The organism is Microbacterium sp. 2RAF4 (assembly GCF_052115285.1).
In the GTDB taxonomy this organism is placed as follows: Bacteria; Actinomycetota; Actinomycetes; order Actinomycetales; family Microbacteriaceae; genus Microbacterium; species Microbacterium oxydans.
Map to the genome: position 1 here is coordinate 412,042 of NZ_JBFRGI010000002.1, position 23,497 is coordinate 435,538.

The following is a 23,497-nucleotide window of genomic DNA, read 5'->3' on the forward strand; positions in this document are numbered from 1 at the left end:
CTCTCTCTCTTGCAGGCGTCGTACGCGCGTCAGCGGGCGCGGGCGGGGTTCGGCACGGCGTCGAGCAGCTCGACCGTGTACGGGTCCTCCGGGTGCTGCAGCACCTGGGAGGTCTCACCGCGCTCGACCACCCGGCCGCTGTTGAGCACGAGGATGTTCTCGGTGACGAGACGTGCGCTCAGCAGATCGTGCGTGATGTAGAGCATGCTGATGCCCCACCGCTCGCGCAGATCCTCCAGCAGCGCCAGCACTCCGGCGCGGAGCGATACGTCGAGCATCGAGACCGGCTCGTCGGCGATCAGCACCTGCGGGTCGCTCGCGAGCGCCCTGGCGATCACCACGCGCTGTCGCTGTCCTCCGGAGAGCTGGTGCGGCAGCTTGGCCGCGAACTGCTCGACGGGCGTCAGGCCGACGGTCTCGAGCAGCTCGAACACGCGGGCCCTGGCCTCCGGACCACGCAGCTTCGTGTAGTTCACGACCGGCCGGGTCAGGGCGTACTCGACCGTGTGCAGCGGGTTGAGCGCCGCGTACGGATCCTGGAACACCATCTGCACGTCCTTGCGCAGATCGCGCAGACCGCGGCGCTTGAGCGTCGCCACGTCGGTGTCCCCGAAGCGGACGGTGCCGGAGGTGGGCTTCTCGACCCCGGTGAGCATCTTGGCGATGGTCGACTTGCCCGAACCCGATGCGCCGACCAGGGCGAGGGACTCCCCCGGTTCCAGCCGGAACGACACGTCGTCGACCGCGGTGACGGCGCTCTGCCCGCGACGCGGTGCGGGGTAGTGCTTCGAGACGCCCTCGACCACGATCGCCGCATCAGCCCGACGGGTGTCGCGCGACGACACGGTCGGCAGTGTCTCGGTGACGTCGGTGCGCGAACGTCCCTCACGACGCCGGGTGCCCGCGTCGAGGAATCCGGGGATCTCGATCTTCTCCGCTCGGGGGTCGGCGTAGTGGCTCAGCAGCATCCGCGTGTATTCGTCCTGCGGGCGTTCCAGGATGTCGATGCTCCTGGCGTCCTCGACGATGTGCCCCTCGTGCATCACCATCACCCGGTCGGTCGCCTCCAGCACGATGCCGAGGTCGTGGCTGATCAGGATCGCGGTGAAGCGCTCGGCCTGCTGCAGGTCCTTGATCGTGTCCATCACGGCATGCTGCACCAGCACGTCGAGTGCCGTGGTGGGCTCGTCGAACACCATCAGCTGCGGTTCGAGCGAGAGCGCGAGGGCGATCGAGGCGCGCTGGCGCATGCCGCCGGAGAGTTCGCCGGGATAACGGGCGAGCACCGAGGGATCGAGGCCCACCTTGCCCACCAGCTCCTGAGCCCTCGCCTCGCGCGCGTCCTTCGGCACGTGCCCGTGCGCGGCGAAGATGTCGCGGAAGTGATTGCCGATCGTGCGCACCGGGTTGAGCGCGTTCATGCCCGACTGCAGCACCATGGCGAACCCGCCCTGACGCTGACGGCGCAGCTCCTCGGCGTCGAGCTCCCGGATGTCGCGTCCTCCGAACAGGATGCGTCCTGCGCTGATCCGTGCCGGCGGCTTCTGCAGTCGCGTGAGGGCGAACCCGAGCGTGGACTTTCCTGAGCCGGATTCGCCGACCAGTCCGACGAACTCCCCACGGCGGAGGGAGAACGAGACGTTCTCGACCGCGGTGACCGGCGTCGTCCCCGGCGAGGCGTACTCCACCGAGAGGTTCTGCACGTCCAGCAGGATGTCGCTCTCGCGCACGTCGATGTTCTCCGTCATGGCGGTCATCGCCCCTTCCCCTCTCGCAGGCGCGGATTGGAGATGCCGTCCACGCCGAAGTTGATCAGTGTCAGGCTGAGCGCCAGCAGGGCGATGCACAGACCGGGGGCGAACAGCAGCAGCCACTGTCCGGTGAGCAGCGAGTTGGAGTTCTGCGCCCAGTAGAGCATGGTGCCCCAGCTGACGATGCTGGAGTCGCCGAGGCCCAGGAACTCCAGCCCCGCCTCCGCCAGGATCGCCGCAGTAGCCGCACCGAAGAGGGTGCCCGCGATGATCGAGGTCATGTTCGGCAGGATCTCGCGGAACACGATGCGCGTCCTGCTGTCGCCCGAGAACTGCGCCGAGGTGACGAAGTCGTTCCCCCGCAGCGACTGGGTCTGGCTGCGGAGCACACGCGCACCCCACGCCCAACCGGTCACGACGATCACCGCGATGATCATCAGGATGCCGCCGTTCTGCAGGTAGGCGGCGATCACGATCATCAGCGGCAGGCCGGGGATCACCAGGAAGAGGTTGACGATGAAGCCGATCACCTCGCCGAGGAATCCCCGCATGTAGCCCCAGCTGAGGCCGATCAGCACCGCCACGATCGTGGACAGGATGCCAGCGGCGAAGCCGACCAGGAGGCTGACCTGCGCGCCGTAGATGAGCTGGCTGAGCACGTCCTCCCCCGCAGCGGTCGTGCCGAGCCAGTGCTCCCAGGAGGCGTCGGCGTTGCGCTCGAAGCCGTTGTCCTTCGCGCCGTACGGGGCGAGGAGAGGGGCGAACACCGCCACCAGCACGAAGAAGGCGAGGATGCACAGCCCGAGCCGAGCCTTGCCGTTGCTCCAGAGCGTGGCGACCATGCGTCCGAAGGCGCGCCACGGGCTGGGCGCGGCGATGCGCTCGGCGGGGATCTTGACGTTCATGGTGGAGGTCATCGGCGAGTCCTCGGGTCGAGAACCCCGTAGAGGATGTCTACGAGGAAGTTGGCGATGAGCACGCTCACGGTGATCATCAGGAAGAGCGCCTGCATGAGCGGGTAGTCCTGCCCGATCACGGCGTTGAACAGCAGGTATCCGATGCCGGGATAGCCGAAGACCTGCTCGACGAGGATCGATCCGCCCACCACGCCGCCGAGCGTGAGCCCGAAGCCGGTGAGGTTCGGCAGGATCGCGTTGCGGGCCGCGTACCGGAGGGCGATCGTACGCCCCCGCAGACCGTTGGCCTCGCCGAAGGTGATGTAGTCCTCGCCGAGGGTGTTGATCATGGCGTTGCGCATTCCGATGATCCAGCCGCCGAGCGAGGTGAGCAGGATCGTCAGAGCCGGGAGGAACGCATGGCTGATCAGGTCGCCGAGGAACTCCCAGGTGAACCCGGGCGTCGTGGTCGCGGAGTAGGCGCCGGTGGTCGGGAACCAGTGCAGCACGTAGCCGAAGAAGAACAGCAGCAGCAGCGCCGTCCAGAAGTACGGGAACGTGCTGAGGAACGATCCGGTCAGCGTCGGAAGCGTGTCGAGCCACGTGCCTCGACGCCAGGCGGCGGCGACGCCGATCAGCGTGCCGATCACGAACGCGAGCACGGTGACGATGCCGACCAGCCCGATCGTGTAGGGGAACGCCGTCGAGACCATGCTCGACACCGACTGCGGGTAGAACGTGTACGAGACGCCGAAGTCGAGCCGCACGACCTGACCGAGATAGGCGATGTACTGATCCCACAGCGACCCCGTGGGGACACCCAGCTGCGCCTCGATGGCGGCGCGCGTCGCATCCGACACCGGTCCGTTCTGGGACAGCTTGGCGATGGCGGCGTCCGCCGGGGAGCCCGGCATCATCCGCGGGAGGAAGAAGTTCAGGGTGACCGCGGCCCACAGGGTGAGCACGAACAGGCCGAACTTCTGGAGCACGTACTTCACTTGTCGCCCTCCTGTACTCGCTTCAGCCGGGTGAAGATGCCCAGCGGCGCGGAGTCGTAGTTCTGCGGGATCATGTACGGGTCTTCCTCACTGGGCCAGCCGGTGAACTTGGCATCGCTGAACAGTCCCCAGATGCCGCCGTAGTAGAGGCCGATCACGGGCATCTCGTCGTAGACGATGCGCTGCAGCTCCTTGACGATCTCGGTCTGGCGAGCGGTGTCGACGGTCTCGCGGTACTCGGCGAGCAGCGCATCGACCTCGGGTGACCTGTAGCGCTCGAAGTTGTTCGCCGTGGCCTCGCCGGACGGCACATAGAACTCGCTGGAGAGCAGGTTGTTGTACGCCTGGTAAATATCGCCGTTGCCCATGCCGCCGATGGCCATCTCGAAGTCGCCGTTGCTGATCGCGCTCTGATAGCCCGCGGGCTGCGGGAGCTTGAGGGTGACCTTCACGCCGACCGCGGCGAGCTGGCTCTGCACGGTCTGCGCCGCGCGCGTCCAGTCGGAGTAGCCGTTGGCGGTGGTGAGAGCGAACTCGAGCTGCTGGCCGTCGGCCCCGACGAGCCTGTCGCCGTCGAGTGTGTACCCCGCCTCGGCGAAGGCGGCGAGCGCTGCGTCCCTGTCCTGCGTGATCATGCCCTGGTCGGGGATACTCGGGTCGAGGTACTGCTCCTGGTTGGGCAGGATGAGTCCGGTCTGACCGGCCGGCTTCATGTAGCCCTCCGATGCCGTCTCGGCGATCTCGTCGCGGTCGAGCGAGAGAGCGATGCCCCGGCGCACGTTCACGTCGTCGAAGGGGGCCACCTCCAGGTTCGGCATGAGCGCGATCACGCCGCCAGGCGGGAACCACCAGCTGTTGTGCTCGCTCGCCGCACCCCAGGTGCCCTCGACGTCGGAGATGAACGAGTAGGCCCAGTCGTAGCCGCGGGTGACGGTGTCGAGCTGGGAGTTCGTGGCGGGGAGGACGATGTGCTCGATCTCGATCGAGTCGGCCTGCCAGTAGTCGGGGTTCTTGTCCATCGAGTACTGCTGGTCGTTGTAGTTGCCGAGCACGAAGGGCCCGGTGCCGACCGGGTTCTCGTTGCGGTACGTGCCCGGATCCTTCACGTCGGCCCAGAGATGCTCGGGGACGATCATGGTCTGTCCGAGGATGGACAGCGACGGAGCGTCCTCGGTCTTGAGGTGCAGGATGACGTCGCTGCCGTCGGTCTCGACGCTGTCGAGGTGCTGCCACGCACCCTTGATGTCGAGGGACGGATTGTCCTTGAGCAGCTGGAAGGTGAACGCCACGTCTTCGGGCGTCAGGTCCTCCCCATCGCTCCAGGTGACGCCATCGCGGATCGTCATGACGATGGTGCGGGCGTCCGGCTGCGTCCATTCGGAGGCGAGCCAGGGGTTCTGTGTGCCGTCGAGCGGGTTGATCAGGATCAGCGGCTCGTAGATCCACCGGGACGCGGTCCGCGTGTTGGTGAGATACGGGTTGAAGTTCTTCGTGAAGAACGGGTTGCCCTTGTCGGCGTTGATCAGCATCGTGTCGGCACCGATCGAGGGATCGGGTTGGGATGTGATCTGGATGCTGCAGCCGCTGAGTGCGACCGCCACGGCCGCGAGGCCCACGATCGCCGCTCTGCGCCAGCGCTGCATCACGCGCCCTCTCGGCGTTGTGCCCTCTGACATCTGCCACCTCATGTCGTCTCTGTCATGACCGGCGACCGACGCCGCCCTCCAGATTGTAAGCGCATACATTTTTCGATCGCAACCCCTTGACACCGGCGCGGCGAGCGCTTCCGGCCGGTCAGACGGGGCGCTGAGAGCTTTCGCGGAGCAGGATCTGCAACGGCAGACGGGCCACGACGGGCTCCGCTTCGGCGTGCTCGAGACGGCGGGCCAGCACCTGCACGGCCGCGCGTCCGAGGTCGATCATCGGCTGGCGGATCGTGGTCAACGGGGGCTGCGAGAGGGCGGCGGCCTCGATGCCGTCGAAGCCCGTCACGAGCATGTCATCGGGTACGCGGATGCCCGCTCCGCGGAACACGTCGAGCGCTCCGAGCGCCATCTGGTCGTTCGCGCAGATCAGCGCAGCCGGCGTACCCGCAGTGAGAACATCCTCGGCTGCCCGGCGACCCGATGCCCTCGTGAAGTCGCCCCGCAGCACCGTCACCTCGTCGAGGCTCCGTCCCCCTCCCGCCACCGCGGCGGCGAAGCCGTCCCAGCGCTGCAGGCCGTCGGGAGAGTCCGCCGGCCCCGCGAGGAAGGCGAGCCGCCCGTCTCCCACCTGCCCGAGCACGTGCCGGGTCAGCTCCGCCATGGCTTCGGCGTTGCTCACGGTCACGTGGTCGTAGTGATCTCCGCGCGGCGGACCGGAGAGCACCACCACGGGGATGCGTCGCGCCAGTCGGGCCAGGACGTCGTCCGGCACGCTGCTCGCGAGCACCATGAGCCCGTCCACCCGACCAGCCATGTCCCGCACCGTGGAACGGTCCGGATCGTCGCGGCCGACCCCGACCATCAGCACGAAACCCTGCTTCCACGCCTCGAGCTCGGCGCCGCGCAGCACCTCGTCGAGGAACAGCATCGAGGTGTGCCCGCTCTCCGCCTCGTCCTCCTCGTGGACGATCGCGAAGGGAGGCGCGTCCTCCTCGGCGGCGGAGAGCGCGTCGAGCGGCGGGGCATCCTCCGCGGCGTCGAAGCCGGGGAAGTACAGCCCGAGCACGCCCGTACGCCGCTCGGCGAGTCCGCGGGCGCTGCCGCTGGGGACGTACCCGAGAGCGGTCACGGCATCGAGCACGCGCTCCCGCGTGACCGGACGCACGGCGTCCGGCGAGCGCAGCACGCGCGAGACCGTGGCGATCGAGACGCCGGCCCGATCGGCCACGTCATACACGGTCGCCGCCTTGCTCACGGTCACGCTCCTCCGGAGCGGGCGGCGAGAGCCGCCTGGTAGAGGTCGCGGGAGGAGAGACCGGTGAGGGCGGCGACCTCGGAGGCGGCGTCCTTCAGGCGGACGCCGTCCGCGACGAGCGTCTGCACCTGGGCGAGGGCGTCTTCCGGAGAGGCATCGCGGCGGGAGGCGCCTTCGACCACGATCACGATCTCGCCCTTGACGCCGCCCTCCGCCCACGCGACGAGTTCAGACGCCGTGCCGCGACGCACCTCCTCGTAGAACTTCGTGAGCTCGCGACACACGGCGATGCGCCGCTCGTCGCCGAATGCGGCTCCCATGTCGGCCAGGGCGCTGGTCAGACGTGCCGGCGACTCGAAGAAGACCATGGTGCGGGGTTCGGCCGCCAGGGCGCGAAGCGTCGAGCGCCGCTCCCCCGGCTTACGCGGCAGGAAGCCCTCGAATGTGAAGCGATCGGTGGGCAGGCCCGAGATCGCCAATGCCATCAGCACCGCGCTCGGACCCGGGATCGCGGTGACCGTCACGCCCTGAGCGACCGCCTCGGCGACGAGCCCGTACCCCGGATCGCTCACGGTGGGCATACCGGCATCGCTCATCACGACGATGTCGGTCTCCGCGGCGAGCGCTGCCAGCTCCGCGGCCTTCTGCTTCTCGTTGTGGTCGTGCAGGGCGATCAGGCGCGGCCTGTTGTCGATCTCCAGCGCCTTGAGCAACCGCTGCGTGGTGCGGGTGTCCTCGGCCACGACGACCTCGGCGTTCTCCAGCACCTCCACGAGGCGACGAGACGCGTCGCCGAGATTTCCGATCGGAGTGGCGGCGAGGATGATCACCCGCCCAGCTTAGGCGGGCGCGATGCAGCGGAACGAGAAGGCACGTTGTCTAGGCTGGACCGGTGACCGCGCCCGAACCATTGCTCCCCGCTCCCCCCGAGCGGTCGACACGCTACGGGCAGCTCCGCGATCGCCTGCTGCGGGATCCGGACTGGGGACGCGCGATCCGCTGGCTCGCACCCCTCGTCATCACCGCGATCGCCGCGCTCCTGCGCCTGATCAACGTCGCCCACCCGCACCAGCTCGCCTTCGACGAGACCTACTATGTCAAAGACGCCTGGTCGCTGTGGACTCTGGGCTACGAGGGCACCTGGGGTGAGAAGGCCAACGATGCGTTCGTCACTCTGCAGCAATTGCCGTTGTCGGAACAGGGCGCGTTCATCGTGCACCCCCCGCTCGGCAAGTGGCTCATCGCGCTCGGGATGGCGATCGGCGGGCCCGACAACAGTGCGGGATGGCGCCTCGCCACCGCGGTGCTCGGCACCGGATCGGTGCTGCTGGTCTACCTGATCGCCCGCCGCCTCAGCGGATCCGTCGTCGTCGCGAGCGTGGCGGGGACGCTGCTCGCGATCGACGGTCTCAGCATCGTGATGAGCCGCATCGCCCTTCTCGATGGCATCCTGACCTTCTTCGTGCTGCTGGGCGTGCTCTTCGTGATCATCGACCGGCAGCGCACGATACCCGTGCTCGAGAGACGCGACCCCGATCGTCCCGACCCGTTCTGGGGGCCGGTGCTCTGGCGTCGCCCCTGGCTCGTCGCCGCAGGGCTGGCGCTCGGGGCCGCCTCGGCCGTGAAATGGTCGGGCCTGTACGTGCTCGCGGGTTTCGGCCTCTACGTCGTCATCACCGATGCGCTCGCGCGGCGCCGCGCCGGAGTGGTCCTGTGGCCGACTGCCGCCGCGTTCCGCCAGGGTCCCGTCTCGTTCGTGCTGCTCGTCTTCCCCGCTCTCGCCGTGTACCTGGTCAGCTGGACCGGATGGCTCGTGACGGCCGGAGGGTACGACCGGCAGAGCGACTCCAACCCGCTGATCGCCCTGTGGAAGTACCACGAGTCGATGCTCGGCTTCCACGTCGGTCTGACCCGAGGGCACCCGTATGCGAGCGCCGCATGGGAGTGGCCGTTCCTGCTGCGACCCACCGCCGTCTGGGTCGACTCCGACCCCACGGGCTGCGGCACCGACCACTGCATCGGCGTGATCTCGGCGATCCCGAATCCCCTCATCTGGTACGCGGGCGTCGCGGCATCGATCTACCTGCTGTACCGCCTGGTGCGGGGCTGGATCACGAAGCAGCCCGTGGGCCCGGAGCTGAGCATTCCCCTGGTCGGCCTCGCTGTGACGTACCTGCCCTGGCTCATGTTCCCCGAGCGCACGATCTTCCAGTTCTACACGGTCGTCATGATGCCGTTCCTGGTGATCGCTCTCGCCATGACGCTGCGGATCATCGCGGGCAGACGCGAGGATCCGCTGCACCGACGGCAGTCGGGCGAGCGCACCGTGATGATCTTCCTCGCCTTCGTGGTGCTGGTGTCGGCGTTCTTCCTGCCCCTGTGGACCGGGATGAGCGTGCCCTACGACTTCTGGCTGCTGCACAACTGGCTGCCCGGCTGGGTGTGACGCGTCAGCAGCAGGATCGCGAGAGCCGCGGCTGTCAGGCCTGACGCGACCCAGATCGGGGCGAGCAACCCCCACCCCGCGCTGAGCGCGAGCGCCCCGAGCACCGGCCCGACGGCCGCGCCGACGTTCAATGCCGCCGTGGCGTACGAGCCACCCATCGTGGGCGCACCCGATGCGGCGTAGAGCACGCGGGTGATCACCGTGCTCCCGACGGCGAAGGACAGCACGCCCTGCACGAAGACGAGCACGAGGAGCGTGGCCGGGGCGGAGGCGAACGCCGCCAGCACGACCCAGCCCGTCAGCAGCAGCGGTCCGCCGATGAACAGCACGAGCCCGGGACGTCGGTCGGAGAGCCGGCCGGCGAGCGCCACGCCGAGGAAGGAACCGATACCGAACAGCACCAGCGCCGCCGACACCCAGATCTCCGCAAGACCCGCCGTCTCGGTGACGACGGGGGCGAGGAAGGTGAAGGCCGCGAAGGTGCCGCCGTTGATCAGCGCACCGATGCCCATCGGCAGCAGGAGCATCGGCGTCGCCAGCTGACGGAGTTCTGCGCGGAGGCTCGGCGAGGCTGCGGTGTGCTGCGCTGAGCCCACCGCGCTCGGGACGCCGCGCACGACGCCGATGATCGCCGGAGCGCACAGGATGGCCACCGCCCAGAAAGTCGTCCGCCAGCCCAGGGCCGAGCCGAGCAGGGAGCCGGCCGGCACTCCGGCGACCGTGGCGACCGTGGTGCCGGCGAGCAGGATCGACAGGGCCCGCCCCTTCCGGTCGGCCGGAACCATGGCGGTCGCCGCGCGCAGAGCCACCGCGAGGAATCCCGCGTTGGCGAGGGCCGCGAGCACACGGGTGAGGATCAGCACCGGGAACATCGGAGTCAGTGCTCCGATGACGTGGCACCCGGCGAACAGCACGAGGCAGGCGACCAGCGTGCGTCGCGGCGGCCATCGGCGGGCGAACGCCGCCATTGTCGGCGCGCCCACGACCATGCCGACGGCGAAGGCCGAGGTGAGCAGTCCCGCCGTGCCGACGGAGACATCGAGATCGGTGGCGATCGCGGGCAGGAGACCCGCGAGCATGAATTCGGATGTGCCCATGACGAAGACGGCAAGGGCGAGCAGGTAGAGAGCAGAGGGCATGGAAGTACTCCGAGGTGAGAGATCAAGAAGGGGGCTTCTCGTCACCACGGCCGGCATCCGGGGATGCACCGATCTGCACCTCCGCAGCGGGGAGGCGCAGCTACAGGGTCGTCGCTATCAGTGCACGGGGCCGGCGGTGTGACCGACGGCCCCCGACTCGTCTGACTCGGGACTCGACATGTTCGAACTCTACCGCGCGCTACGGCATCTCGTCCGTCGCGACGTGTTCGACCAGAGGGAGCACTCGACCGGAGAGGTGCGTGCGCATCGCGATCGACGACGCGGTGCGGGCGACCCCCGGCACCAGGGCGACCCGGTCGAGCACCTCCTGCAGCTGCGTGGCATCGCGCGCCACCAGTCGCAGCTGCATGTCGCTCGCTCCGGTGACGGTGTGCATGTCGACGATCTCGGGGACGGCGTCGGCCAGAGCCGTCGCCACCTCGTCATGCCCGACCTTCTGATCGATCTCGACCAGGCAGAAGGCGACGACACCGTACCCGAACCCGGCCGGGTCGATGCGCGGCACGATCGCCTCGATCACCCCGCCCTCGTGCAGGCGCGCGAGTCGACTCGTCGCCGTTCCCCGCGCGATGCCGAGCCGCCGCGCGCACTCCAGGATCGGCAATTGCGGCGACTCCGTGAGCAGCCGGATGAGCTGGGCGTCGAGGCGATCGATGCGCATCGTCACTCCCGCGGGACGCCGGGCCTCGCCACGCTCCTGGTCGCGCGGGCGACGAGGAGGAGCACGGCGGTGAGCCCGAGTGTCAGCAGCAGCTGGATGCGGGCGGCCTCGTCGAGCATCGCGAGGGCGATCACCGCAGCGAGCAGCACCAGGCACAGCCACGACAGCCAGGGGAAGCCCCACATCCGCATCGGCATCTCGTCGCCTGCGCGATCCGCACGACGGCGGAGGATGATCTGCGCCACCGCGGTCGCGGTCCAGATGACGAGCAGCGTCGAGCCGACCACGTTGAGCAGGGCCGGCAGCACCACGTCGGGGAACGCCCAGTTGAGTCCGACCGTGACGAAGCCGAAGGCGACCGAGGCCAGCACGGCGACGAACGGCACGCCCTTGAGGCTGGTGCGGGTCGCGGCCAGAGGAGCGAGGCCCCGCTCCCCCAGCGAGTACGCCATGCGGGAGGCGCCGTAGATGTTGGCGTTCATGGCTGAGAGCAGCGCGATGATCACGATCAGGTCCATCACGAGGCCGACGCCCGGCACGTTCAGGGTCTCGAGCACCGCCGAGAACGGGCCGGCCTTCACCGCGGGATCGTTCCACGGCAGCACCGCCACGATCACGAAGATCGACCCGACGTAGAACACCATGATGCGCACGAGCACCTCGCGGACGATACGGCGGATGTTGCGCGCGGGGTCGTTCGACTCGGCGGCGGCGATGGCGACCACCTCGGTGCCGCCGAACGCGAAGACCACGATCAGCAGCGCACCGGCGATGCCCGCGATGCCGTTCGGGGCGAACCCGCCGTTGTCGACGAGGTTCGAGATGCCGGTACCGGGCACGCCCGGGATGAGGCCGACGATCGCGCACACCCCGACGACGAGGAAGGCGATGATCGCCGCGACCTTGATCGCCGCGAACCAGAACTCGAAGCGACCGTAGTTGCGCACGCCGAACAGGTTCACGGCCGTGAGCGCTACGACGAAGATCAGCACCCACACCCAGGCCGGGATCCCGGGGGTCCAGTTCGCCACGATCGCGCCGGCGCCCGTCGCCTCGGCCGCGATCACCACGACCAGCTGGATCCAGTACAGCCAGCCCACCGCGCTGCCGGCGCTGCGGCCCATCGCCTTCTGGGCGTACGAGCTGAACGCGCCGGAGCTCGGCCTCGCCGCGACCATCTCGGCCAGCATCGCCATCACGAGCACGACGATGCCGCCGGCCACGAGGTACGACACCAGCACGGCGGGCCCCGCGATGCTGATCGCCTGGCCCGAGCCGACGAACAGGCCGGCGCCGATCGCGCCGCCGAGTCCCATCATCGAGATCTGACGACGCGTCAGCCCCGGGTGCAGGCCCTTGGTGGTCGTCGTGGTGGTGGGCACCTCGGTCACGGGATCGTTGGTCATGCGTCCATCGGTCATGCGTTCACCTCGGCGAGCTCGGTCTCGAGGGCGGACTCCACCCGGTCGATGTCATCGACGGAGCCCGAGGAGATGCGGATGCCCTCACCCCGGAAGGCGCGCGCGACCACACCGCCCTCCTGGAGCAGTCGTTCGAGCTCCGATGTGCGGTCCCCGGCGGGCACCCAGACGAAGTTGGCCTGCGAGCGGACAGCGGGCCATCCGGCGGCGGTGAGCACGTCGTACAGGCGGTCGCGCTGGGCGACCACCTCGTCGATACGCGTCGCGAGCTCCGCCTCGGCGTCGAGGGATGCCAGGGCAGCGGTCTGGGCGAGGTCGGTCACGCCGAACGGCACCGCCACCTTGCGCTGGTTCTCGGCGACGGCGGCCGGCGCGATGGCGTAGCCGATCCGGAGCCCGGCGAGCCCGTAGGCCTTGGAGAACGTGTGCAGCACGGCCACGTGGGGGTGGCGTCGGAACAGCTCGATGCCGGCTCCTCTGCTCTCGGTGCGGTCGAAATGCACGTAGGCCTCGTCGATCACCACGAGCACGTCGTGCGGCACCGCGGCCACGAAGTGCTCCAGCGCGTCGGCTCCCACGACGGTGCCGGTCGGGTTGTTCGGATTGCAGACGAAGATCAGGCGGGTGCGCGGGGTGATCGCCGCCAGCATCGCGTCCAGGTCGTGAGCGTGGTCTGCGTCGAGCGGCACCGGGACGGGCGTCGCCCCGGCGATGCGGACGAGCGACGGGTACGCCTCGAACGACCGCCAGGCGAAGACGACCTCGTCGCCGTCACCGGCGACCGCGTGGATGAGCTGGGCGGCGATCTCCACCGACCCCGCACCGACGGTGACTTCGGAGACGTCGACACCGTAGCGGGAGGCGAGTCGCTCGCGCAGCTTCGCGGCACTCATGTCCGGGTAGCGGTTGATGCCGTGGAGGCGCTCACGCACGGCATCGACGACCGACGGGAGCGGCGGGTGCGGAGACTCGTTCGAGGAGAGTTTGGAAGCACCGGCCGGAGCGGAGCGCCCCTGGCGGTACGCGGGAACGGCGTCGAGTCCGGCGCGAGTGGGAAGGGGCATCGTCAGAGCGTCCTTGCTGTGATCGGGTGAGGTGTCGCGCAACACTAGAACGGAATCCGGCCACTGGGCAATCGGCGCACCGGAAGCTGCGCATCTCGCGCAATCGAGCGCCCGCACCTCGGGATGGGCTGGACACACTGCACAGCGGAAGGCGGAGGAACGACTCAGCGGGCCGCTGCCGCAAGCCGGAAGCCGATGCCGACCGCGACCAGGTCGGCCTCATAGGCTCCATGGCGCCGCGCGCACCGGGCGAGGTCCACGTCGTGACGGAATGCGCCCCCGCGTGTGATGTGCGGATCGGCAGCCCAGTCCTCGACGACGGGAACCTCTGCGGGTGACCCCGCATACGGCGCGTAGAGGGTCGACGTCCACTCATCGACGTTGCCGGCCATGTCGAGCACGCCGAACGGGCTCGCGCCGTCGGGGAACGAGCCGACGGGCGTCGTCGTGCCGAGCCCGAGATCGAACAGGTTCGCGCGGCCCGTCCCGTACTCGTCACCCCAGGGGAACTCACGGGTGTCGTCGCCACGCGCTGCGCGCTCCCATTCGTCTTCGGTCGGCAGACGTGCGTCCGTTCCGAGCTCTGCCCCGATCCACGCGGCATAGGCGGTCGCCTCATCCCAGGACACCCCGACCACCGGATGATCGTCGATCCCGGGGATGGCGCGGGCGTGCATGGACTCGGCGAACACCGCCCATTGTGCGACCGTCACCGGGGTACGTGCGAGGCGGAAGGCAGGGACGAAGATCCGCGCTCGCGGAGTCTCCTTCACGTACCAGGCGCGGGGCACGCCGGTATCGGCGTATCGTTCGGCGAGGGCATCGACCTGGTCGAGCGGCGTCCCCCGCTGCAGGTCCCCGGCGGGGATGTCGATCCACTCGATCTGCGACACGGCCATGCACAGTCCTCCTCGGTTCCAGGTGATGGTCAGCGTGCGACCGACACCTCGGCGGGATCGGTGACCGGCAGGCGGCACACGAACGCCCGACAGTCGTAGGCGCGCTCCGTCGACGTGTCCTTGCCCTCGAACAGTTCGAACCCGGCATCCGCGAATGCCCGCGCCTGGTCCGGGGTAACCACCGCGACGACCTCGGCGTCAGCGCCTCGGCCTGCGGCGGCGAGGGCACTGTCACGAGCTTCGGTGACCACGACGAGCTGACGCGGCGGAACTGCGAGGCCTGCGGCCACCCGCAGCAGGGTGCCGTGGGCGAACGGCTGCTCCAGAGACCGCACGGCGAGCGCGCTCACGGTCGACACGGCGGCTTCCCGATATCGATCCCCCGCGCCCAGCCACCACGCGGTCAGGGCGGCGCTCGCGACCGCCGCGGCATCCGACGGCAGATCGCCGTCGGTCTGGTCGGGCGAGGTCGCGATGCCCTGCGCCGACAGCAGGGGGTCGTCGCCTCCGGCTCCCGACAGGACGTCGTCGAGGATGCCACGGGCCGTGATCGCCCAGCGCGCCTCGCCGGTCGCCAGCGCGAGCGCGAAGAGGCCGTCGGCGAGAAGGCCGAGGTCGGCTGCGGTCGCGACCGCAGCCGATGCCCGTCCATCCAGCGACGCGCGCACGAGGGCGCCTTCGGCATCCCGGTTGATGCGCAGCACGTGGTCGGCCGCGGCGGCAGCCGCATCGATCCAGGTCCGTTCTCCGTACGCGGCCCCGGCGCGGGCGAGGGCACCGACCGCGAGTCCGTTCCATCCGGTGATCACCTTGCCGTCGACGGCCGGGGGCTCCAGGCCCGTGCGCTCGGCCACCGGGCGGAGGTAGTACCCGCCCTCGGAGCGCACGCCGTCGATCGTCGACTCCGAATCCTGCGCCGCGCCGAATCCCCCGTCGTCACGCTGGAGCACGCCCGTCAGGAACGAGGCGATACCTCGCACGGTCCGCTCGTCTCCCCCGTCACGCGCGATGTCGAGCAGCTGCGCGTTGTCGGTCAGCATCCGCTCGTAGTGCGGCACGGTCCAGTCGCGCCCGGTCGCATAGCGGAAGAACCCGCCATCGGCGTCGCGAAGGTCGGAAGCAGCCATCGCGGCGAGCGCCCGCGCACCCGCGGCAGACGCCTCCGGCGCACCTTCTCGCACGAGGGGATGCTGTAGGAACCGCAGCGTGGTGGCGACGGGGAACTTCGGCGCGCCGCCGAAGCCTCCGAACTGCCGATCCTCCCGCTGGGCGATCGCCTCCGCCGCCGTCGCGATCGCAACGACATCCGGGACGTCCGACGGCACCGACTCCGCGGCTCGGGCGAGCGCGTCCGTCACGGCATCCGCCGACTCCTCGGCCTGAGTGCGACGGAGAGTCCAGGCCTCCCGCACCGCGGCGAGAACGTCACGGAAGGCGGGCAGCGGCGCACGGGCCTCCGGCGGCCAGTACGTGCCGGCGTAGAAGGTGCGGCCGCGCGGCGTGGCGAACACCGTCAGGGGCCAACCCAGGTTCTGCGTGAAGGCCGAGGCCGCGGCCATGTAGGCGCCGTCGACCTGGGGATGCTCCTCACGGTCGACCTTGACGGCCACGAAGCCGTCGTTGATGAGTGCAGCGGTGACGGGATCGGCGAACGACTCCCTCGCCATCACGTGACACCAGTGGCAGGTGGAATAGCCGATGGAGATCAGCAGCGGCACGTCCCGCCGCCGGGCCTCCTCGAAGGCCTCTTCGCCCCACGGGTGCCAGTCGACCGGGTTGTCGGCGTGTGCGCGCAGGTAGGGGCTGAGGGTGTCCGCGAGCCGATTGGTCATAGCGTCCACGCTACGCCGCGCGTGGCGACTGCGGTCAGCCGACGAGGAGTTCGACCGGACGCGAGGCCGCGTACCCCACCAGCGGCAGCGCACGCTCGGCGGCCAGCGCGATGCGGGCTTCGAGCACCTCGGAGGTGATCTCGTAGCCGTCGAAGTCGGTGTTGCTGGCGTAGACGCCGAGCGGCAGGGTGAGCGCCTGGAAGAAGGCGAACAGCGGACGCAGCTGGTGCTCGATGATGAGCGCGTGCTTCTCGCCGCCGCCCGTCGCGGCGAGCAGCACCGGCTTTCCCACCAGGTCGTACTGACCGACGAAGTCGAACAGGTGCTTGAAGAGCCCGGTGAACGACGCCCGATACACGGGGCTGCCCACGATCAGCAGATCGGCGGACTCGATCGCCTGCAACTGCGCCTCGACCTCCGGCGGCAGCTGGTCCCGCTGCAGCGCGCCGGCCAGCCCCGGTCCGATCTGCGTCAGCTCGATGAGCTGCGACTCGATGTCGGCCCGCTCGGCGATGGCGGCCGTGATCGCGCGGACGAGGGCGGTCGTCTTGCTGGGCTCGTGCAGGGATCCCGACACGGCGACGACACGGTACGGAGCTGTCATGCCTCGACGGTACTCACGACGACGCCCCGTGTCGCGCGAGGCGACACGGGGCGTCATGTAGGCCCGGAGGCTCCGTCGCACCCGACCGGGTCAGTTGACCTCGTCCGGGTGCGAGCCCACGCGGCCGGAGCCGTCGAGCGGGTCGAGCGCGTCGAGCGCCGCGATCTCGGCGTCGGTCAGCTCGAAGCCGAAGACGTCGAGGTTCTCGCGCAGGCGCTCGGCGCGCACCGACTTCGGGAACACGATGATGCCCTTCTGCAGGTGCCAGCGGAGCACGGCCTGCGCCGGCGTGACCCCGTGGGCCGCTGCGGCATCCGCGACGGCCGGGATGCCGAACAGGTCGTACTTGCCCTGGCCGAGCGGACCCCACGCCTCGATGCGCACGTCGTTCGCGTCGGCCCAGGCGACCTCTTCGCGGCGCTGGTACGCCGGGTGCAGCTCGATCTGGTTCACTGCCGGCACCACGCCCGTCTCCTTCACGGTGCGCTCGAGGTGCGGCACCAAGAAGTTCGATACGCCGATGCTGCGGGTGAGCCCTTCCTCGCGCAGCTCGATCAGCTTCGCGAACGCGTGCACGTAGTCGTCCTTGGCCGGGGTGGGCCAGTGCACCAGGTACAGGTCCACCTTCTTGAGGCCGAGCTTCTCGAGGCTTTCGCCGATGGCCGCGCGGGGCTCGTCGTCGTGGTGACGGTCGTTCCAGAGCTTCGTCGTGATGAAGAGCTCGTCACGGGGGATGCCCGAGGAAGCGATGGCGGCACCCACGCCCTCCTCGTTGCCGTAGATCGCGGCGGTGTCGATGTGGCGATAGCCGATCTCCAGAGCCTCGCTCACCGCCTTCTCGGTCTCTGCCGGCGGCACCTTGAAGACGCCGTAGCCCAGCTGGGGGATGGAGTTGCCGTCGTTCAGTTCGAGTGCAGGAATCGTCATGTCTCCAGCCTATGACCTGTGATGACAGGTGGGACAGGGTTCCGAGGGGTTCCGCCGACCTTCTTTCCGTAGGCTGGGGTCGATGAACGAGCGCGACGCCCCGAGCGGCGAGCAGTACCTCCCGCCACCGCCCCCGACGCCTGCGGCCGATGCGCGGGATCTCGATGCGCAGGACTCCACGGATGACGAGACGCGGATCGTCGTGGCCACCAGGCGACGCAGTCGGGCGATCATCATCCTCGTCATCGTCATCGCCGCCGCCCTGCTCCTCGGCACGATCGCGACGAATCTCCTTCTCGCTGCCGGTCTGCGCGCCGAGATCGGTGAGGGACGCGGAGACTCATCGGCGGTGCCGTCGGCCTCCTCATCCCCGGAGGACTCCGCGACGCCGACCGCGGCCGGTGTGACGACGGGGTGCGGCGAGCTCTGCGCCGCAGCCACCGCCGAGATCGGAACCGCGGCCGGCGAATGGAAGCTCGAAGGCGAGTGGACGGACACTCCGAACGACCTGGGCTCGCGCGATGCGGCGACCGCGGTGTTCGGCTCCGATGCCGGTCGCGCCACCCTGGTCGTGCTGCAGTTCCCCTCGGATGAGGAGGCGGCTCAGGCTGCCGTCGACCTCCGCGCCAGGATCGGCGACCCCACGTACACGGAACAGGTGTTCGACGACGGGTCAGGCACCCGGTACGACTTCGACGGCGCGATCGTGAGCCGCGTGGTGTGGCACCTGGACGCCCAGTCGCAGCCGCACACCCCTGGCCGCCTGTACATCGTCGAAGCTCCGGCGAACGCTGCCGACAGCTTCGCCGACCAGAGCGCCTACCGGCTGTATCTCGCGCTCCCGCTCTAGGCGACTCCCCGCGACATCGCCTGGAAGGCTGCGACCGCGCGCGCGGCGGGACGAGGGCCGTCGGGATCCGCCGCCCACTGCTCGAGCCCGACGCGGATGGAGGCGGTCGCGACCGCGGCGAGCAGAGCGGCATCCCACACCGCGATCCCCCGCTCCCGGAGGATCGCACGCAGTCGACGCTCGGAGTCGTCGTTGACGCGCAGCCATACGTCGCGCATCGCCGTGTCGTCTTCCAGTCCTCGCAGCACGCCGAGCATCGTGTCGAGCTCGAGCCCGTCGGCGACGCCCGCTCCCGACTGCTCCTCCCCCGACTGCCCCTCGCCCGACTGCCCCTCGGCGAGCTGCGCCTCGATCACAGCCGGGATCTGCTCACGCAGAGCCCCCTCTCCGACCTGCGCGAAGGCCTCCTGCCACCGCTGCGCGCCGACGCTGAGGATCGGCGCTATCGCGTCTTCCTTGCGGGCGAAATACCGGTAGAACGTGCGCACCGAGACGCCCGCACGCGCCGCGATCTGCTCGGCGGTGACGCCCGCCACGCTCTGCTCGGCGAACAGCACAGCCGCAGCGGCGGCGATGTCACGCTCGGTCGCGGCCTTGCGGCGCTCGGTGAGGTTCGAGGTCTCCACCGTCACAGCGTACGGGAACAGATCCGCACCTCGACAGGTTGAGCCTAAGTGGCACAACATGCCAAACAGGCATATCCTGCCGATATCCACCACGAAGGGAAGATCATGAACCGCTATGAAGGACGTCGGGCTCTCGTCACCGGAGGAGGGTCGGGCATCGGCCAGGCCACCGTGCTGCGGATGCTCCGGGAAGGCGGCAGCGTCGTCGCCGCCGACGTCAGCACCGAAGGCCTCGACGACACGGTCGCCAAGGCAGGGCCGCTCGCCGAACGCCTCACCACCGTCACCATGAACATCGCCGACGAGGCCTCCGTTGCCGCGGGCGTCGCCGAAGCCGTCGCCGCTCTGGGCGGACTCGACGTACTCGTGAACGCCGCCGGGATCCTGCGGTCCTCGCACACCCACGAGACGACACTCGACCAGTTCGAACAGGTCATCCGCATCAACCTGATCGGCACGTTCCTCGTCATCCGCGCGGCGATCCCCGCCCTGCAGGAGGGCTCCTCGGCCGCCGTGGTCAACTTCAGCTCCACCTCGGCCGGATTCGCACACCCCTACATGGCGGCCTATGCAGCCAGCAAAGGCGGCGTGCAGTCGATGACCCATGCGCTCGCAGCGGAGTACGCGAAGAGCGGCATCCGCTTCACCGCGGTGCAGCCGGGATCGATCTCGTCCGGCATGACGGACGGGTCCGGACGGAGCAACCAGAGCAACGGCCCCGGCCTGCCCGCGGACGCCGACATGAGCCTGTTCATGAAGCTCGCACCCGCGATCGGCGAGGGCTTCGCCGGACCGGAATCGGTCGCCGGGGTCGTGGCGATGCTCGCGAGCGAAGACGGCGCCTTCATCACCGGCACCGAGGTGCGCATCGACGGCGGCACCCACTTCTGAGAGCACGAAAGGGGGCGCCGGCGGATGCCGGTGCCCCCTCTGCGCATGCGCTCAGCGCGCGAGCTGCTCAGTCACCGATCCGGGTGGTCTTGACCTCGTTCACCCGCACGATGTTCGTGCCGGTCGCGGTGCCGGCCCGGTAGGAGAACACCGAGGGCGAGCCCTCGCTCTGCAGCGCCGCAGTCGCGTCACTCGCGGACACCTGCCACGTCGCCGGTTCCGGCTGCCCGTCGGCCCACACCTTGGCGCGGATCGTCGTCGAGGAAGACCCGGTCGTCTCGGTCGACAGATGGAACACGGTGCCGGCGCTCCAGGTCAGCCCCGGCACAGCGGCGCTCGCGATGGCCGTCCCGTTGCGCTGGATCACGACCCAGGTCGCCCCATCAGCGCGGTGCCACGCCAGGGCGCGGTAGCCCGCGTCCGCGTTGCGCCGCGAACCCGCACCGACGTAGACGGTGCCAGACTCCGGGCCGCCGGAGAGCGTGTAGGACATGGCGGTGGCGGAATCCCGCACCGACGCATCGTCCAACAGCATCTCCCTGGTCTGCCCGGCGACGAGGTCGATCACTCCGGCGCCGTCGGCCACCGAGAGCGCCGTCGACTTGCCCTGCATGGGCGTCCACGCGCCGCCGACCTCAGCGGCGCCCCAGCCGGACTCCACCGCACGGTCGAACCCGTCGGATGCCACCACGACATCGGCCACGACGGGAGCGGTCACCACGACCTGCTTCTCGCTCGACGCCGACAGTCCACTGCTGTCCGTCACGGTCAGCCGCACGGTGTAGGTGCCGGCCGCCGCGTAGTCATGCGTCGCCGTCGCGCCGGCCGCCGACGCGCCATCACCGAAGTCCCACGCGTAGCCGCTGACCGACGCCGCACCGTCAGCGGTGGACCCCGACCCGTCGACCGCGACGGTCAGGTCGGTCGCCTGGGCCGTGAAGGCCGCCGTCGGAGCCTTGAGGCCCTTGCCCAGCTGGAAGTGCGAGCGCACCTGGTCCGCGTTCAACGCGAGCGGGTACACCGCGGCCTCGTCCAGTGATCCCTTGAAGTAGTTCGACGAGGGAGCAGACGGCCAGCCCGTGAGCGCGTCTCCCCCGATGCGGAGGTAGGCGGGGTCGGTCTTGGATGTCGTGACCGCGGCGTCTGACGCGACGAGCTCGCCGTCGACGTACAGCTTCATCCCGGCCGCGCCCTGCGACACGACCGCGTGATGCCAGACGCCGTCGTTCAGCGCCTTGTCTCCGGCGATGGTGGCGCGGGCCTGTCCGGCAGAGACGCCGAAGGTCAGGGTGCCGCTGTTGGTCATGTACAGCTGCCGGTCGACGCTCGCGGAGCTCCCCGTCTTGGCCGCTCCGGAGCCGATGAGCATGCCACCGGTCTTCGTGGTGGTCTGGAACCAGATCTCCGAGGAGAACTCGCTCGACACCGGCGCCTTGGCATCGGACGACACCCGCCCGTTCGTGGTGCCGTTGAACGTGGTCGAGCCGGTGCCGCTGTTCTCGACGCCTGACGACGAGGCTGCGGCTCCCGTGCCGCTCACCGGGTTGTTCGATCCGGCCCAGTCCTTCGAGACGTTACCCATCGGGTAGTACAGCGAGGGCTTGTCCGCGAGGATCTTCTTCGAGTAGGCCGAGGCGGTGCCCGCCGTGGCCTTCGCGTTCACGCTCGCGCTCGTGGCGATGTTGCCGTCGCGATCCTTCGCGACCACCGTGTAGCTCTGTGTGGCTCCCGGAGTCGCCGTCGGGTCGTCGAGGGTGACCGTCGTCTGCTTCCACCAGGTGCCGTCCGCTGTCGCGGTGGCCACAGGCTCGGCGGCACCGGCCCGGCGCAGTTCATAGGTGAGCGTCAGGTCGTCCCGGTCCCAGTTCGTGGGGATCGACACCCGGGCGTTGCCGGGGACGGGCGAGGTACCCGCTGTGGGCTTCCATGCCGTATCGGAGAGCCGGGGCCCGTCCTTCGCGCCGCCGGGCGGATTCGTGGAGAAGCGCACGATTCCCTCGAACTGCCCGTTGTTCACCGAGCGGAACTCTCCGCCGATCGAGATCATGTCGCCCGCGCCCGTGATCGACAGACCCGCCTGGCCGAGGCCGCTCGTGGTGCCGACCGCGAAGTCGGGCGCCCACTGATACGGCGACGGAGCGGGCGTACCGGCCCAGTTGGCGTACCCGGAGTAGGTGTTCGCGGAGAGGGTTCCGCGCGCGTCGGCCGTGTAGGCCTCGGCGTACTGGTACACCGCCGGGTTCTTCTGCGGCTGGAGTCCCATCGTGTTGCAGGAGTGCATGTGGCTGGTCGTGTAGACCACCTTGCCGGTCGAGTAGACGCCGTAGTGGTCACCGTGACAGTCTGCGATCCACCGCACCGCCCCCGTGCCGGCCTCAGCGGCGAACGTGCCCTCGAGGTTGCCCCCGCCTGCCCAGCTCCACCCGGTGCCGTAGACGGTGTTCGCATCCGTGGCGAGCGCGAAGATGCCGGAGTTGCTGCTGCTGCCGCTGTTCTTCACGACCTTGGAGATGCCCCAGGCCGTGTCGGCGGCACCCGTGGTCTTGTCGACCGCCGCGGAACCGCGCAGACTGCTGCCGTTCACCGCGGAGAAGCGCCCGCCCACGATGACGTTGGTGCCCGCCGGGTCCATCACGAGGGCGTCGACCTGGCGGTCGGCCTGCGGGGCCCAGCTCAGGAGCGCTCCGTTCTTCTGGTCGAAGGCCGCGAGGTTCTTCCGGGCGACGCCGTTGGCCTGGGTGAACAGACCGCCCAGGTAGATGTTCGACCCGTCGGTCGTGATCGCGTACACGCCGCTGCCGCCGATCGACGGCGCGAACTGCGGGACCAGCTCACCGGTCTTGGCATCGAGCGCCGCGAAGTTCCAGCGGTCCTTCCCGTTCACCTTGTTGAAGGAGCCGCCGATGTAGATGCGGGATCCGTCCGGAGATGCGGCGACCGCCTTGATGACGCCGTTGACCGTCGGAGCGAACGAGGACAGGGCGCCCGAGACGATGTCGTAGGCCAGCACGTTCGAACGGGCGGTGAGGGCTGTGCCGGGCGCCGCCTTCGGCTCGCGCGCGTTGTCGAACTTGCCGACCGCGTACACCGTGGTGCCGATCGTGGTCTGCGCCCATACGTAGCCGTTGTCGATCTGAACGGTCGGGATCGGGTCCGACGTCACCACGTTCTCGTCGCGCTGCAACTGCGGCGGCATCGTCGGCGGCACCTCGGCCGCGGCGGCAGCCGTCGCTCCCACACCCGATAGACCCGCGATCAGCAGGCCGGCCGTCAGCATTGATGCGACGACACCTCTTGTCCGTCGCCCGAAACGTGTCCGTCGCCCGAAACGTGTCCGTCGCCCGAAACTCGTGTTCCCCACCGTGACTCCCCAGTCGATGCTGTCCCGAACGCGGCGTCATCATCCCCCGCGCGCTCGACGACATCGAGGCGGCGAAAGATCGCCGCGACGCGGTGGTGTGAACTCCCCAGTTCGAAACTCCCCAGTCCGACCAGCCATGCCGGTCGGTCGCAGACGCCAGACAGGCGTTGCGCATCCACGGTAACACATCGCGCCTCCGGATCCGGAGG

19 protein-coding genes are annotated in these 23,497 nt (G+C 69.4%); 3 read left to right on the top strand and 16 right to left on the bottom strand.

Translation table 11 applies throughout. The features are described 5' to 3' along the window. Nucleotides 1-29: 29 nt before the first annotated feature. The 6 genes from AB4070_RS06140 to rsmI form a co-directional block, all read right to left on the bottom strand. A complete protein-coding gene (locus tag AB4070_RS06140) occupies nt 30-1,757 on the bottom strand; it encodes an ABC transporter ATP-binding protein (protein WP_441979334.1) in 1,728 nt (575 codons plus the stop codon). Then, nucleotides 1,754-2,668 (bottom strand): ABC transporter permease, encoded by a 915-nt coding sequence (locus AB4070_RS06145; protein WP_045262889.1) that lies wholly within the window; start codon nt 2,666-2,668, stop codon nt 1,754-1,756. Before AB4070_RS06145 ends, AB4070_RS06140 begins: the two co-directional genes overlap by 4 nt. Beyond that, nucleotides 2,665-3,645: an ABC transporter permease gene (locus AB4070_RS06150; RefSeq protein ID WP_441979335.1), complete on the bottom strand. Its 981-nt coding sequence runs from the start codon at nt 3,643-3,645 to the stop codon at nt 2,665-2,667. Before AB4070_RS06150 ends, AB4070_RS06145 begins: the two co-directional genes overlap by 4 nt. Further along, nucleotides 3,642-5,321, bottom strand: a complete 1,680-nt coding sequence (locus tag AB4070_RS06155) for an ABC transporter substrate-binding protein (RefSeq protein ID WP_441979336.1) — start codon at nt 5,319-5,321, stop codon at nt 3,642-3,644. Before AB4070_RS06155 ends, AB4070_RS06150 begins: the two co-directional genes overlap by 4 nt. Before the next feature lie 118 nt (nt 5,322-5,439). Continuing rightward, complete coding sequence (locus tag AB4070_RS06160) at nt 5,440-6,552, bottom strand: LacI family DNA-binding transcriptional regulator (RefSeq protein ID WP_441979337.1); 1,113 nt, start codon at nt 6,550-6,552, stop codon at nt 5,440-5,442. Next, nucleotides 6,549-7,376, bottom strand: coding sequence for a 16S rRNA (cytidine(1402)-2'-O)-methyltransferase (rsmI, locus tag AB4070_RS06165; RefSeq protein ID WP_441979338.1), 828 nt, complete (start codon nt 7,374-7,376; stop codon nt 6,549-6,551). Before rsmI ends, AB4070_RS06160 begins: the two co-directional genes overlap by 4 nt. 62 nt (nt 7,377-7,438) lie before the next feature. Here rsmI and AB4070_RS06170 point away from each other — a divergent pair, with 62 nt between their 5' ends. Beyond that, complete coding sequence (locus tag AB4070_RS06170; protein WP_441979339.1) at nt 7,439-8,992, top strand: dolichyl-phosphate-mannose--protein mannosyltransferase; 1,554 nt, start codon at nt 7,439-7,441, stop codon at nt 8,990-8,992. On the opposite strand, the gene AB4070_RS06175 is transcribed toward AB4070_RS06170, so the two are convergent. The 8 genes from AB4070_RS06175 to AB4070_RS06210 all read right to left on the bottom strand — a co-directional run bounded on the left by AB4070_RS06175 (nt 8,947) and on the right by AB4070_RS06210 (nt 17,560). Then, a complete protein-coding gene (locus AB4070_RS06175; protein WP_441979340.1) occupies nt 8,947-10,131 on the bottom strand; it encodes a Cmx/CmrA family chloramphenicol efflux MFS transporter in 1,185 nt (394 codons plus the stop codon). The two genes, AB4070_RS06170 and AB4070_RS06175, sit on opposite strands and share 46 nt — an antisense overlap. A 199-nt stretch (nt 10,132-10,330) precedes the next feature. Then, nucleotides 10,331-10,813, bottom strand: coding sequence for an Lrp/AsnC family transcriptional regulator (locus tag AB4070_RS06180; protein ID WP_282848528.1), 483 nt, complete (start codon nt 10,811-10,813; stop codon nt 10,331-10,333). Nucleotides 10,814-10,815: 2 nt separating this feature from the next. Next, nucleotides 10,816-12,219, bottom strand: coding sequence for an amino acid permease (locus AB4070_RS06185; RefSeq protein WP_441980553.1), 1,404 nt, complete (start codon nt 12,217-12,219; stop codon nt 10,816-10,818). An 11-nt stretch (nt 12,220-12,230) separates the two neighbouring features. Further along, nucleotides 12,231-13,298: a histidinol-phosphate transaminase gene (gene hisC, locus AB4070_RS06190; protein WP_441979341.1), complete on the bottom strand. Its 1,068-nt coding sequence runs from the start codon at nt 13,296-13,298 to the stop codon at nt 12,231-12,233. A 164-nt stretch (nt 13,299-13,462) separates the two neighbouring features. Next, a complete protein-coding gene (locus AB4070_RS06195) occupies nt 13,463-14,197 on the bottom strand; it encodes a formylglycine-generating enzyme family protein (RefSeq protein WP_441979342.1) in 735 nt (244 codons plus the stop codon). 29 nt (nt 14,198-14,226) lie between these two features. After that, nucleotides 14,227-16,029, bottom strand: a complete 1,803-nt coding sequence (locus tag AB4070_RS06200; RefSeq protein WP_441979343.1) for a thioredoxin domain-containing protein — start codon at nt 16,027-16,029, stop codon at nt 14,227-14,229. A gap of 34 nt (nt 16,030-16,063) precedes the next feature. Continuing rightward, nucleotides 16,064-16,633, bottom strand: a complete 570-nt coding sequence (gene msuE, locus AB4070_RS06205) for an FMN reductase (protein WP_058632391.1) — start codon at nt 16,631-16,633, stop codon at nt 16,064-16,066. A gap of 90 nt (nt 16,634-16,723) precedes the next feature. Further along, complete coding sequence (locus AB4070_RS06210) at nt 16,724-17,560, bottom strand: aldo/keto reductase (RefSeq protein WP_441979344.1); 837 nt, start codon at nt 17,558-17,560, stop codon at nt 16,724-16,726. 82 nt (nt 17,561-17,642) lie between these two features. On the opposite strand from AB4070_RS06210, the gene AB4070_RS06215 reads away from it, so the two are divergent. Further along, nucleotides 17,643-18,410, top strand: a complete 768-nt coding sequence (locus AB4070_RS06215) for a hypothetical protein (RefSeq protein ID WP_441979345.1) — start codon at nt 17,643-17,645, stop codon at nt 18,408-18,410. Here the strand turns inward: AB4070_RS06215 and AB4070_RS06220 are convergent. Continuing rightward, nucleotides 18,407-19,036 (bottom strand): TetR/AcrR family transcriptional regulator, encoded by a 630-nt coding sequence (locus tag AB4070_RS06220; protein WP_441979346.1) that lies wholly within the window; start codon nt 19,034-19,036, stop codon nt 18,407-18,409. The two genes, AB4070_RS06215 and AB4070_RS06220, sit on opposite strands and share 4 nt — an antisense overlap. Nucleotides 19,037-19,141: 105 nt before the next feature. Here AB4070_RS06220 and AB4070_RS06225 point away from each other — a divergent pair, with 105 nt between their 5' ends. Beyond that, on the top strand, nt 19,142-19,927 hold the full coding sequence (locus AB4070_RS06225) for an SDR family NAD(P)-dependent oxidoreductase (protein WP_441979347.1): 786 nt from the start codon (nt 19,142-19,144) through the stop codon (nt 19,925-19,927). Between the two features lie 67 nt (nt 19,928-19,994). Here the strand turns inward: AB4070_RS06225 and AB4070_RS06230 are convergent, their stop codons facing one another. Next, a complete protein-coding gene (locus tag AB4070_RS06230) occupies nt 19,995-23,204 on the bottom strand; it encodes a LamG-like jellyroll fold domain-containing protein (protein WP_441979348.1) in 3,210 nt (1,069 codons plus the stop codon). Between the last annotated feature and the right edge of the window lie 293 nt (nt 23,205-23,497).